Source organism: Streptomyces sp. 142MFCol3.1 (assembly GCF_000424945.1).
Classification (GTDB): Bacteria; Actinomycetota; Actinomycetes; order Streptomycetales; family Streptomycetaceae; genus Streptomyces; species Streptomyces siamensis.
Window position 1 is genome coordinate 32,573 of the sequence record NZ_AUKV01000003.1, and the last position, 11,991, is coordinate 44,563.

At 72.5% G+C, this 11,991-nt stretch carries 10 protein-coding genes; 4 read left to right on the forward strand and 6 right to left on the reverse strand.

Annotated features, from left to right (window positions below; translation table 11 throughout):
• Window positions 1–147: 147 nt before the first annotated feature.
• Window positions 148–2,256, forward strand: coding sequence for an alpha-galactosidase (locus H305_RS0104750; protein WP_028799407.1), 2,109 nt, complete (start codon window positions 148–150; stop codon window positions 2,254–2,256).
• Window positions 2,257–2,376: 120 nt separating this feature from the next.
• Here H305_RS0104750 and H305_RS0104755 read toward each other — a convergent pair whose 3' ends face one another.
• The 4 genes from H305_RS0104755 to H305_RS0104770 form a co-directional block, all read right to left on the reverse strand.
• Entirely contained in the window at window positions 2,377–3,000 is a 624-nt protein-coding gene (locus H305_RS0104755; protein ID WP_028799408.1) for a hypothetical protein, read from the reverse strand.
• 93 nt (window positions 3,001–3,093) lie between these two features.
• A complete protein-coding gene (locus tag H305_RS0104760; RefSeq protein ID WP_028799409.1) occupies window positions 3,094–4,944 on the reverse strand; it encodes a GMC family oxidoreductase in 1,851 nt (616 codons plus the stop codon).
• Window positions 4,941–6,323, reverse strand: coding sequence for a hypothetical protein (locus tag H305_RS44465; RefSeq protein WP_037762463.1), 1,383 nt, complete (start codon window positions 6,321–6,323; stop codon window positions 4,941–4,943). The genes H305_RS0104760 and H305_RS44465 overlap by 4 nt, the downstream gene beginning before the upstream one ends.
• On the reverse strand, window positions 6,320–7,006 hold the full coding sequence (locus tag H305_RS0104770) for a FadR/GntR family transcriptional regulator (RefSeq protein ID WP_028799410.1): 687 nt from the start codon (window positions 7,004–7,006) through the stop codon (window positions 6,320–6,322). The genes H305_RS44465 and H305_RS0104770 overlap by 4 nt, the downstream gene beginning before the upstream one ends.
• A 325-nt stretch (window positions 7,007–7,331) precedes the next feature.
• On the opposite strand from H305_RS0104770, the gene H305_RS0104775 reads away from it, so the two are divergent.
• Window positions 7,332–8,501 (forward strand): glycoside hydrolase family 64 protein, encoded by a 1,170-nt coding sequence (locus tag H305_RS0104775; RefSeq protein ID WP_037762552.1) that lies wholly within the window; start codon window positions 7,332–7,334, stop codon window positions 8,499–8,501.
• 48 nt (window positions 8,502–8,549) lie between these two features.
• Here H305_RS0104775 and H305_RS0104780 read toward each other — a convergent pair whose 3' ends face one another.
• Window positions 8,550–9,677: a sulfite oxidase gene (locus H305_RS0104780; RefSeq protein ID WP_028799412.1), complete on the reverse strand. Its 1,128-nt coding sequence runs from the start codon at window positions 9,675–9,677 to the stop codon at window positions 8,550–8,552.
• A 79-nt stretch (window positions 9,678–9,756) separates the two neighbouring features.
• Window positions 9,757–10,437 (reverse strand): TetR/AcrR family transcriptional regulator, encoded by a 681-nt coding sequence (locus tag H305_RS0104785; RefSeq protein WP_028799413.1) that lies wholly within the window; start codon window positions 10,435–10,437, stop codon window positions 9,757–9,759.
• 116 nt (window positions 10,438–10,553) lie between these two features.
• Here H305_RS0104785 and H305_RS0104790 point away from each other — a divergent pair, with 116 nt between their 5' ends.
• Complete coding sequence (locus H305_RS0104790) at window positions 10,554–11,117, forward strand: NADPH-dependent FMN reductase (RefSeq protein ID WP_028799414.1); 564 nt, start codon at window positions 10,554–10,556, stop codon at window positions 11,115–11,117.
• Between the two features lie 127 nt (window positions 11,118–11,244).
• Complete coding sequence (locus H305_RS0104795) at window positions 11,245–11,922, forward strand: AIM24 family protein (protein ID WP_028799415.1); 678 nt, start codon at window positions 11,245–11,247, stop codon at window positions 11,920–11,922.
• The last annotated feature ends 69 nt before the right edge of the window (window positions 11,923–11,991 follow it).

Consider the following 11,991-nt stretch of genomic DNA (forward strand, 5'->3'; position numbering starts at 1 on the left):
AAAGAAACAGGATTAGCTTGAGACTCTGTTGTGAGGCGACCTCCACCTGCAAAAGACAGATACACATGAGGTGTTGACACATGATCGAAGGTCAGGGTTGGCTTTCCCACGTCTCATGGCACGAGCGGAACGTGAGGATCCCCGTCGATGATCTCCTTCGCCCCGGACACCGGGGTCTGGCTGCTGACCACACCGCGCACGTCGTACGCGCTGCGCGTCGACGCCTCCGGGGCGCCCTGCCACCTCGCGTGGGGCCCGAGGCTGACACTCGCGGAGGCGGAGGAACTCGCCGGACCCCCACCCGCCGAGGTCAGCAGCTTCGAGGGAAGAGCCGGCGTCGGTGAGGAACTTCCCGTGGACGGCGGGACCCGCTACGGCCCCCCGTCCCTCCAGGTCCGTTTCGCGGACGGATCCCGCGCCTTCGAGTGGCAGCACACCGGGCACCGCGTCCACGACGGCGAACTCGCGCTGGAGTTCCGCGACCGCCGCCGGCCCCTGCACGTCACGCTGCACTACCGGGTACGGCCCGACACGGACGTCATCGAACGCTGGACCGTGGTCCGCAACGCCGGTGACGAGCAGGTCACCCTGCTGCGGGCCGATTCGGCGGCATGGTCGCTGCCCGCGCTCGGCGACTACCGGCTCAGCCATGTCACCGGCCAGTGGTCCGCCGAGAGCCGACTGCGCCGCGAACCCCTCCCGCACGGCGAGACCGTGCTGACGAGCCGTCGCGGCATCACCAGCCATCACGCGAACCCCTGGGTGATGCTCGACGCCGGCGAGGCGACCGAGGACCACGGGCGGGTGTGGAGCGCCGCCCTCGCGTGGAGCGGGAGCTGGCGCGTCACCGTGCAGCGCACCCCGGACGGGCGGGCAGGATTCACCGGTGGGGCGGGGCACGACGGGACGACGGTTCCGCTCGCGCCCGGCGAGGAGTTCACCACTGCCCCGTTCGCGGCACTGTGCACGGACGGCGGGTTCGGCGCGGCCAGCCGGGCCTGGCACGCCTACACGCTGGCCCATGTCCTGCCGCACGGCGACGAGTCCGCTCCGGTGCTCTACAACTCCTGGGAGGCGACCGGCTTCGACGTCGACGAGGTCGGTCAGAAGGCGCTCGCGGAGCGGGCGGCGGAACTCGGGGTCGAGCTGTTCGTCGTCGACGACGGCTGGTTCGGAAAGCGGCGCAGCGACCGGGCCGGTCTCGGTGACTGGACGCCCGCCCCCGACCGCTTCCCCGACGGACTGGGGCCGCTGGTCCGGGCCGTGCACGACCTGGGGATGGGCTTCGGTCTCTGGGTGGAGCCGGAGATGGTGAACCCGGACAGCGACCTCTACCGCAGCCACCCGGACTGGGTGCTGCACTTCCCCGGCCGCCCGCGCTCCGAGCTCCGCAACCAGCTCGTCCTCAACTTCGCCCGCCAGGACGTCGCCGACTGGGCCCACGACTGGCTGACCCGGCTGGTCGGCGACCACGGCATCGACTTCCTGAAGTGGGACATGAACCGGGCGTTCAGCGAGGCCGGCTGGCCGGACCGGCCCGACGGCGCGGACCGTCTCGGTCCCGCGTACGTGCGCAACCTCTACGCCGTCGTCGACCGTCTGCGCGCGGACCACCCGGGGCTGCGGATCGAGTCGTGCAGCGGCGGGGGCGGCCGGGTCGACCTGGGCATCCTGTCCCGTACGGACCAGGCGTGGGCGTCGGACAACACGGACGCCGCCGACCGGATGTGGATCCAGCACGGCTACGGCCAGGTCTATCCGGCACGCACCATGGGCGCCTGGGTCACCGACGTGCCGAACCAGCTCACCGGCAGGACCGTTCCGCTGCGCTTCCGCTTCCATGTGGCGATGGCCGGGGCCCTCGGCATCGGAGGCGACCTCACCCGCTGGTCGGACGACGAACTGCGGGAGGGGGCGGCCCTGATCGCCGAGTACAAGCGGGTGCGCCATCTCGTCCAGCACGGCCGGATGGACCGTCTGTCACCACCCTCCGAAGAGGGGGTCTGCGCCGTCCAGTACACCGCCCCCGACGCCTCGGAGACCGTACTGCTCGCCGGCCGCAGGACCGCGGGCCACGGCGCCCCGCGCCGGCCGCTCCGCCTGCGCGGTCTCGCTCCGGGAGCGCGCTACCGCGACACCGCCACGGACACCGTCCACCACGCCACGGTGCTCACCGAGTACGGTCTCCACCCGGATCTGCCGCGGGGAGACTGGTCGAGTGCGCTGATCCACCTGGTGCGGGAACCGGAGGCCTGACGTAGGCGACCGCCCGCCCGGCGCCGAGCGCGTCGACCGCGCCCCGGGCACCGCGCTCCGCCGCACCGGCCGGACGGGCGCTGCGGGGCGCGGCCGCCCGAGGAGCGCGCCGCGGGGGGATCAGTAGCGCTGGGCCTTGGCCAGTGCGGGAGTCAGCTTGGGTTCCGTGGGCTCCCTGCTGATCACGATGGGCTGCTTCCGCGCGCCCGGTTCGAGGTTCTCCGCGCCCACGAACCTCGTCTCGACGACCTTGCCGTCCGGGTTCTTGAAGTCGACCTGCACGGCGTACGACGCCTTCTTGTCGGTCTTGTTGGTGATGGTGACGAGTACGGCGCGCAGTCCACCGGTCTCCGCGGTGGGCAGTCCGGTCATGGCGACCTCCGAACGCGCGTTGCCGCCGTCCTTGACGTCCTTGAGCTCCTTCTCCGCGACGGCGGCCGAGCGCGCGGTCTCGGCGGAGACGGACGCCTCGAACTCCGATGCCCTGGCGGAGGCGGAGGAGGCCGCCGCCGACGCTCTGGCGCTGGCCGACTCGATGATCGAGGAGGCGGCCGAGGCCATGGCGGAGGGCGCCGTCCCGCTGAAGGAGGCGGTGTTCGGCGGCGTCGGGCGAGGACTCACCGAGGAGCCTGCGCTGTCGTCGCCCGAGCCGCACGAGACGAGCAGGGAGCCGCACGCGAGCGCTGCCGCCAGGACCGCGATCCGGCCGGTCCGGGTTCTGCCGTGGGAAGTACATGTGCTCATGAAGGCTCGTCCTCTGGCCGCGGTACGGGACTTCCCCATGCTCGGCGCCCGGCCCGGTGTCCGCGAACCGCGTGACCCATTCGGGGTGGTGGGTCAGCCCGTAGCGCCGCCCCCTTCGCGGTCGAGGCAGGTCTGCGCGATCGCCAGTGCGACCGCCATGATGCTCAGCTGCGGGTTGACCTCGGGGCAGCCGGGCAGCACGGAGCCGTCCGCGACGAGGACTCCGTGGACGCCTCGGAGTCTGCCCTCGGGGTCCGTGGGGGCGAGCCGGGGATCGGCACCGGCCGCGGCCGTACCGGTCGGGTGGAACGCGGAGAGGTGCAGGTCACGGGCGTCTACCCGGGTGAGCAGCTCGTCGAGCTCGCCGGCGGAGCGGGCCCGCGGGGCGCTCGGGACACCGGTGAGGACCTCCTCGGCCCCCGCCGCGAACAGCAGGCGGCCCATCGCGCGTACGGCGGTCATCAGCCGGTCGCCGTCGCGGAGGTCGAGGTCGTAGCTCACCAGGGTGCGGTCGCGGCCCCGGACCCGGCCGGAGGGGCGGTCGGCGATCATGGCCCCGACGGTCGCGAGCCGCTCCGAGTCCTCCAGTTCGCGCCGCAGCTCGCGGCCCAGTCCGGGCAGGACGAAGCTGCCCATCCCGGGAGGGCTGGCCGTGGCCTCGATGAGGATCCCGCGGTCGTGCAGTTCCTCGACCCCCGCGCTCTGCAGCACGCCCCGCCAGGCGGTGACGGGCTGCGCGAAGCGTCCGGCGACGCTGGTGGCCGGGTGCACGCTGAGATTCCGGCCCAGGCGCGGGTGCCCGCCGAGGCCGGAACGGCGCAGCAGGGGCGGTGTCTGGAGCGCGCCGGCCGCGGTGACGACGAGCGGGCTCAGGATCTCCAGCTCGCTGCCGTCGGGCCGCCGCACCCGCACGCCCGCGGCGCGCGGTGCTCCGGGACGGTCGTGGTCCAGCAGGATGCGGCGGACCCGTGCGCCCGTGACGATCCGGGCGCCGGCCGCACACGCGTCGGGCAGGACCGACAGCTGCACGCTCTGCTTGGCGCCGGTCGGGCAACCGACCACGCACTGGCACGAGCCCTTGCAGCCGGGCGCGTTGCGCCGCAGCGCGCCGGCCCGCCAGCCGAGCCGCTCGGCGCCCGCGAGCGCCAGCAGGCCGTTGTTGCCGAGCACGTCGAGCGGCTGGGTGGCCACGCGCAGGGTGCGCTCGATCTCGTCGAGCCGGGGTGGGAGGCCCTCGGCGAGCGCGAATCCGAACCGCCGGCTCCAGCGCGTGAGCACATGGTCCGGAGTGCGGTAGCAGGTGCCGGAGTTGACCACCGTGGTGCCGCCGACCGCGCGGCCGACCGGAAGCAGGAGCGGCGGACGGCCCAGGGCGAGAGTGGCGCCTCCGTCGCGGTACAGCTCGGTGAAGCGGTCGAGCGGGGCCCGGCGCCCGAAGGAGGCGGTCGAGTGGTGTTCGCCCTCCTCCAGGACGACGACGCTCAGTCCGGCACGTGCGAAGGTCCGCGCGGCCACCGCACCGCCCGCGCCGGACCCGACGACCACGACGTCGGCGGTGGAGCGCGTCGGCCAGTCCCGTGCCGGGGTGCAGTCGAGGGGCGGGTCCTCGGGCGCCGGCGCGGGTGCGGGCAGGGCCGGCATCCGTTCGGTGCCGGCGGCGAGCATGACCGGCACCTTGAGGACGTCGAGCAGCGGGGCGAGTGCGGGACGCGCGGCGAGCGAGCGGAGCAGGCTCTCGCGTTCGTCGGCGCCGAGCGCGGCCAGCCGCCGGCCGGCGCGCAGGACGGCGTACGCGTCCAGGGCGGCGACCGCGGTGTGCACTCCGGCCCGGGCGGGCAGGGGCAGCGAAGCGAGCACGGAGTCGAGCCGGTCCGGCACGCGGGCGGGCCACTCCTCGTCGCCGGTGTCCGCGAGCAGCGCGGCGACGAGTCCAGCGGCGGTCACCGGTCGCCCGCCTCGGCGTGCGCGGTGCGGTCCAGGACCCAGGAGGCCTCCGGGCGCCAGCGGCCCCACCAGCGTTCCAGCACGACACGGGCGTCGGCGGTCTCGCTGTTGCGGCACACCGCGCGGGCGCCGTCCGGGTCGCGGTACTCCAGGACGAGGGTCCGCTCGGCGGGCTGGTCGACCTCGACGCGGATGCGGCGCAGGGCGGTCCGGCCGGTCACCGTCCATCGCGGCAGTCCGAATCCGGCCCGGAACCGGCCCATGCCGAGCCAGCCGACGGCCGACCGTTCCGCCCTGCGCGGCCAGGTCCGGCCCCGGTGGCGCAGGCGCAGGAAGACCAGGGGCGGCAGCCGCCGCAGCCCCGGGCGGGTGGACACCGCGGCGACCACTTCGAGGACGTCGCCGTCGCCGAGGTCCGCGTGCAGCCAGGTCCAGCGCTGGGCGTTGCCATGGCCGTAGATGCGGGCCGAGGCGCCGGGCGCGCCGCGCAGGGTCAACGTGTGATCGCCGTAGGCGAATTCTCCGTCGTAGGCGGCGCGTGCGGCCGGGAGCATCTGTGCCGCGGGCAGCAGCGGACGTCGCCACGCCCAGCGCGGGAAGGTGAACAGCGGTGGTTCTTCCGGGCGTTCGGTCAGTTTCCAGTGGAAGTCGTCCGCGCTGCCGGTCAGGTGCCCGGCGGTGACGGTGACGTCGTCGCTCGTGAATCCGTGCTCCGGCCGGGTCCAGGGGACGGGTCCGAAGCGGGCGTGCCGCACCTCGCCCTCGCGGGGGAAGGCCGCGACCCAGCCGTGGGCCGTCGGTTCGGATCCGTCGGCGGGCGCGGTCAGTTCGTGGTGCAGCCAGAGCCCGGTGCCGGTCGCCGGGTCGGTCAGCGTGGTGTACCAGACCTCGGTGCGCCCGGGGGTGCCGTTCCAGCGGGGGGCGAGGAGCTCTGCCTGGGTGTCGCGGCGCGGGAAGCGGAAGCTGAGGAGGAAGGGCAGCAGACCGGTGAGCAGCGGGAAGCGCAGGACGCCCGCGCCGACCCTCGTGTCGCCCTCGTACAGCGTGAACGGCAGGACGGTCATCGACGCGACCGGGCGGCGCGGAGTGACGGACTTCCAGCCGTCGAGGGTGAGGACGCGTCCGTCGGCGGTGAAGGTCAGGCGGTAGCGGATGCGCCTGCGGGCGAGCGGTGACACCTCCAGTTCGCCCTTCGCCCCCGTGTCGTCGGCGAGCCCGGCGATCCGTGCCCGGCCCGTCAGGCGCGCCATGGTCGTCCGGTGCGGGCGGAGCACCGTGTCGGCGTCGGCGCGCAGGTCGAGCCTGAGCCGCCGTTCGCGCGGCTCGGCGTCGAATCGGACCGTGCCGAGCATCGTCTCGGTGAACTCGGTGGCCCTCATGCGAGACCGTCCAGCATGATCCGCTCGGTGGCGCGAAGGTACGCCTCGGCCGCCGCGTGCGCCTTTCCGGTGTCGCCTGCTGTCACCGCCGCCACCACCGGCGCCAGCCGGTCATGGGCGGTCTCCGGGTCGCTGAAGGGTCCCTTGAGGAGGGAACGGACGGGCAGGTACGCGTTGAAGAGCGTGTTCGTCAGCAGGACGTAGACCCGGTTGCCGGTGGCACGGGCGAGCGCACGGTGCACTTCGACGTCGGCGAGCTGCACCGCGTCGGCGTCCTCGGCATCCCGTACGGCCGCGAGGAGCGTGCGGAGTTCGGCGTGCTGTCTGCGGGTGGCCCTCGCGGCGGCCCGCCCGGCGATCAACGCGCCGACGCCGCGCCGCACCTCGAAGACCTCCTGGACCCATTTGGCGTCGTGGCGCACGAGCATCGGCAGCAGGTCTGCCCCGCCGAGGCGCGCGTAGTCACGCACCCGGGTGCCGACGCCGTGCCGGGTCTCCAGCAGGCCGGCCTGGACGAGACGGCCGAACGCGTGCTTGAGCGTGGTGCGGGTGACTCCGTAGCCGTCGGCGAGCTGTCGCTCGGGGGGCAGATAACTCCCGGCCGGGTGACGGCCGTCGAGTATGTCCGTGCGCAACCGGTCTTCCAGGACGTCCACGATGGTCTCGCGGGGCAGTGCCTCCACGGTTCTCCCTAAGGCGAGTGGATGAGTGGCTGATCCACTGAACCAGTGAGCGACGGGCGGGGTCAACCCCCATGCCTCAGGGGGTCGTTGAGGCGCCCGCCGGTGAACCATCGCCGAGCTCCGTCGTCTCCCCGCGCGAACACCATACGAAATCAAGGAGGTTGGACCGGACCGACTTTGCGTGAACAGTTGACATGCACACCACGCGAAGCAATTCTGAGAGCGCTCTCACAGGAAACGGACGACGACCGTCCGAAGAAATCCACCTCGCTGAACCCCCACGTCAAGGAGGTAGAGAGTGCCCGGAAAACCCAGATGGCGCGCTCTGGCGGTGGCCGCGGCCACCCTCACGGCGTCGTTCCTCGCGTTCGGGACACCGTCCCGCGCCGAGGCGGCCGTACCGGCGACCATCCCCCTGAAGATCACGAACAATTCCGGCCGCAGCGACCCGGTCTACATCTACGACCTGGGTACGCTGCTGTCGACCGGCCAGCAGGGCTGGGCCGACGCGAACGGCACCTTCCACGCCTGGCCCGCAGGCGGCAATCCGCCGACTCCCGCACCGGACGCCTCGATCGCCGGACCGGCGAACGGCCAGTCGAAGACGATCCGCATCCCCAAGTTCTCCGGCCGGCTCTACTTCTCCTACGGGCAGAAGCTCGACTTCCGGCTGACCACCGGCGGCCTCGTGCAGCCGGCCGTGCAGAACCCGAGCGATCCGAACCGCGACATCCTCTTCAACTGGTCCGAGTACACGCTCAACGACTCCGGACTGTGGATCAACAGCACCCAGGTCGACATGTTCTCGGCCCCCTACGCCGTCGGCGTCCAGGCGGGCGACGGGAGCACCAAGACCACCGGGCATCTCAAGCCCGGCGGGTACGACGGGTTCTTCAACGCGCTGCGGGCCCAGTCCGGCGGCTGGGCGGGCCTGATCCAGACCCGGTCCGACGGCACCGTGCTGCGCGCCCTGGCCCCAGGCCACGGGATCGAGGCGGGTGCACTGCCCGCCTCGGTGATGGACGACTACATCAACCGCGTCTGGCAGAAGTACAGTTCGTCCACGCTGACGGTGACACCGTTCACCGACCAGCCCGGCACGAAGTACTACGGCCGCGTCTCCGGTGACGTCATGAACTTCACCAACGGCTCCGGAGCCGTCGTCACCAGCTTCCAGAAGCCGGACTCCGACAGCGTCTTCGGCTGCTACAAGCGGCTCGACGCACCCAACGACCTGGTGCGCGGGCCCATTTCCCGCACGCTGTGCGCGGGATTCAACCGCTCCACCCTGCTGGCCAATCCGAACCAGCCCGACACGAGTTCGGCAGGCTTCTACCAGGACGGGGTGACCAACCACTACGCGCGCGCCGTCCATGCGCAGATGGCCGACGGCAAGGCGTACGCGTTCGCGTTCGACGACGTCGGCAACCACGAGTCGCTCGTCCACGACGGCAGTCCGCAACAGGCCTACGTCACGCTGGACCCGTTCAGCTGACGGGCGCCGCGGGTGGCCGGGAGCGCGAGGGGTCCGCCCGGCCACCCGTCAGACGTCGTCGTCGGGGTCCAGGCAGAGAACAGGGACCCGCTGGACGAGGTTGTTCGCGAAGCCGCCCCGGTTCCACGGCTGATCGAGGGGCTGGGTGTGCCCCTCGGCGTCGGTGGCCCGGGCACCGAGTACATGCCGTCCGGGTGTGGCCGTCCAGGCGAGGCGCCACGAGCGCCAGGCCCATGGGTGGCCTGCACCCCGCCCGAGTTCGGCCGGCCGCCACGACCCTCCCCCGTCCGTGCTGACCTCGACGCCGGTCACCGGCGCCCGGCCCGACCAGGCCCGTCCCTCCAGCGTGACGGGTCCCGGCCGGACCACCCGCGTGCGGGACATGAAGTCCGGGAAGCCGGGCGGGACCAGCAGTGCGCGGGGGGCGATGCGGGTGACCGGTTCGCCCTCGTCGTCGGCGTCCTGCCGCAGACGGTAGGCCACGGCCTGCTGGAACCCGGTGAACGGCGTGTCCGCCACGGTGATGTCCCGCAGCCACTTCACATGCGCCATGCCGTACCAGCCGGGCACCACCAGGCGCACCGGATGCCCGTGCTGCGGGGGCAGCGGGCCGCCGTTCATCGCGTACGCCACGAGGATCTCGGGCGCGTCGCCCAGGGCCACGTCGAGCGGCAGCGCACGCCGGTAGTCCTGTTCGATCCCGCGCTCGACCCCGTGGTCGGCGCCGGTGAACACCACGTCCACCGCGCCGGGTCCGATCCCGGCCTCGGCGAGCAGCACCCGCAGCGGCACACCGGTCCACTCGGCCGTGCCGACCGCCTCCACGAGCCACGGCTGGCTCACCGGCCGGGGGGTCAGCAGGGCCCGGCCGTTGCCCGCGCACTCCAGGGTCACCCGACTCGTCACGGCGGGGTACTTCCTGAGCGCGTCGATCCCCAGCCGCAGGGGCCTGCGCACCCGCCCGCCGATCGCCAGCTCCCACGAGCCCTCGTCCGCGTACGGGATGTCGTAGTGGGTCAGCACGTAGTGCAGGCCCGGTGGCGTCACGTCGTACCTCAGGGCCTCCAGCGGGATCCCGTGGTTGCGGGCGGCGAGGGCCAGTTCCTCCTGGCTGATGCCCTCGTCGGGACCGGCCAGCCGTGCGGGTGCGCTCACATCGTCGAGGCGGTGCGCCATGACGGCATTGTCCGCCCGGGCGGCGAGCGGGCGCCAGACGGAGGGCGGCCGCCGGGCCGGTGACGTCCCGGGAACGAGGTCAGGTGCCGGACGGACGCCGGTCGGCCGACGGGCGGGCCGTCCGGTCCACCAGGTCGTGCCAGCCGGACTCCAGGCGCTCCAGCGGCATGCCGCGCTGGCGGGTCAGGTGGTGGACGAGGGCCGGTTCCAGGTACCCCATCAGGGTCTGGGCGAGCAGTTCGATGTCCGCGGCCGGGTCGGCCTGGCGCAGCAGCACGCACATGTGCATGAAGCGGACGCGGTAGGGCGCGGAGCTGAAGCGCCGGGAGGGGCTCGGTTCGGCCGCGAGGTACAGGTCGAGCTGGTCGGAGGTCAGGCGCAGGGCGCGACAGCCGAAGGCGTGCAGCCGCTCCAGGGGCGACGCTCCGGGGCCCAGCGGTGCCGGACCGCTGATGAAGGCCGTCTGGAACTGCTGCTCGGTGTGGTCGAGCAGCGCCGTCAGCAGGCCGGTGCGGTCGCCGAAGCGCCGGAAGACGGTCCCCTTCCCCACCTCGGCCGCGGCGGCGACGGCCTCCATCGTCACGTTGGCCACTCCGTGCCGCTCCACCAGGCGGGCGGCGGCCTCCAGCAGACGGGCGCGGTTACGCGCGGCGTCGGCGCGCAGCTGCGGGCCCTCGGCGGGGGTGGCGAACTCCATCAGGACGGGTTCGGCGGAGGGTTCCTGCGGCTTCGGGAACTCCGGGAGCGGGGTGGTGGACATGCACCCAGCGTAGCCGGAGCCGGGGACAACTGGACTGCGGTCCGGTTAAGTGGTACACCTTTAAACGGACCTCGGTCCGTTTTATTGCGGCAATGTTTCAGCTTCGGGAGAACACCATGTCCGTACGCATCCTCGCGCTCGTCGGCAGCCTGCGCGCCGGGTCCCACAACCGCCAGCTCGCCGAGGCGGCCGTCAGGCTCGCCCCGGAAGGCGCCGAGGTCGAGCTCTTCGAGGGACTGGCCGAGATCCCCTTCTACAACGAGGACCTCGACGTCGAGGGCACTGTCCCCGCCGCCGCCACCCGGCTGCGTGAGGCCGCCGGCAGCGCCGACGCCTTCCTGCTCTTCTCGCCCGAGTACAACGGCACGATCCCGGCCGTGCTCAAGAACGCCATCGACTGGCTGTCCCGCCCGTACGGCGCCGGCGCCTTCGGCGGCAAGCCGGTCGCCGTGGTCGGTACCGCGTTCGGCCAGTTCGGCGGTGTCTGGGCGCAGGACGAGGCCCGCAAGGCCGTCGGCATCGCGGGCGGCACCGTCCTGGAGGACGTGAAGCTCTCCATCCCCGGCTCCGTGACCCGCTTCGCGGACACCCACCCCGCCGACGACAGCGAGGTCGCCGAGCAGCTGACCGAGGTCGTCCACCGACTGCACAGCAAGGTCGGCACGGCCAACGCCGCCTGACCGACTCCCGTGAGGGCCGGCCCCGGTTCACCGGGCCGGCCCTTCCGCGTGTCACAGGACTGCCCCCGCGTGTCTCAACTCGGAACGATCTCGGCGGAACGCATGGTTCCGGGGCCACGATGCCCGCATGAAGGGTGACCTCTTTTCCAGTGACCACATGGTGCAGCCCGCCGTCGCGGCCGGCATGACCATCCAGAACGCCAAGTCGATCAGGTACGCCGTCAACGGCGAGATGCTCGCGCGCCAGGGCGCGATGATCGCCTACCGGGGCAATCTCCAGTTCGAGCGCAAGGGCCAGGGCGTGGGCGGCATGCTCAAGCGGGCGGTCACCGGGGAGGGACTGCCGCTGATGACCGTCCGCGGGCAGGGCGAGGCCTGGTTCGCGCACGAGGCGCAGAACTGTTTCATCGTCGGCATCGAGCCGGGCGACGTGTTCACCGTCAACGGACGCAACGTCCTGTGCTTCGACGCGACGTTGTCGTACGAGATCAAGACGGTGAAGGGGGCCGGCATCACCGGAGGCGGTCTGTTCAACAGCGTCTTCACCGGCCACGGCGCTCTGGGGCTGATATGCGAGGGCAACCCGCTGGTCATACCCGTCTCGCAGCAGCAGCCGGTGTTCGTCGACACCGACGCCGTGGTGGGCTGGTCGGCCCACCTGCACACGTCGCTGCACCGCTCCCAGTCGATCGGCTCGATGATCCGCGGCGGTTCGGGTGAGGCCGTGCAACTGAAGCTGGAGGGCGAGGGGTTCGTCGTCGTGCGCCCCAGCGAGGCGACGCCGCCGAAGACTCAGCAGCACTGAGGCTCCACGGCGCCCCGGCCGGGGAGATGACGAAAGGGTGCCCCACCGGACGGCGGGGCACCCTCGTCG

Excerpts from the sequence above, each read along its gene's own strand:
- H305_RS0104750 (WP_028799407.1), top strand. The coding sequence starts at position 148 with ATGATCTCCTTCGCCCCGGACACCGGGGTCTGGCTGCTGACCACACCG.
- H305_RS0104780 (WP_028799412.1), bottom strand. The coding sequence starts at position 9,677 with ATGGCGCACCGCCTCGACGATGTGAGCGCACCCGCACGGCTGGCCGGT.
- H305_RS0104790 (WP_028799414.1), top strand. The coding sequence starts at position 10,554 with ATGTCCGTACGCATCCTCGCGCTCGTCGGCAGCCTGCGCGCCGGGTCC.
- H305_RS44465 (WP_037762463.1), bottom strand. The coding sequence starts at position 6,323 with ATGAGGGCCACCGAGTTCACCGAGACGATGCTCGGCACGGTCCGATTC.
- H305_RS0104795 (WP_028799415.1), top strand. The coding sequence starts at position 11,245 with ATGAAGGGTGACCTCTTTTCCAGTGACCACATGGTGCAGCCCGCCGTC.
- H305_RS0104755 (WP_028799408.1), bottom strand. The coding sequence starts at position 3,000 with ATGAGCACATGTACTTCCCACGGCAGAACCCGGACCGGCCGGATCGCG.
- H305_RS0104785 (WP_028799413.1), bottom strand. The coding sequence starts at position 10,437 with ATGTCCACCACCCCGCTCCCGGAGTTCCCGAAGCCGCAGGAACCCTCC.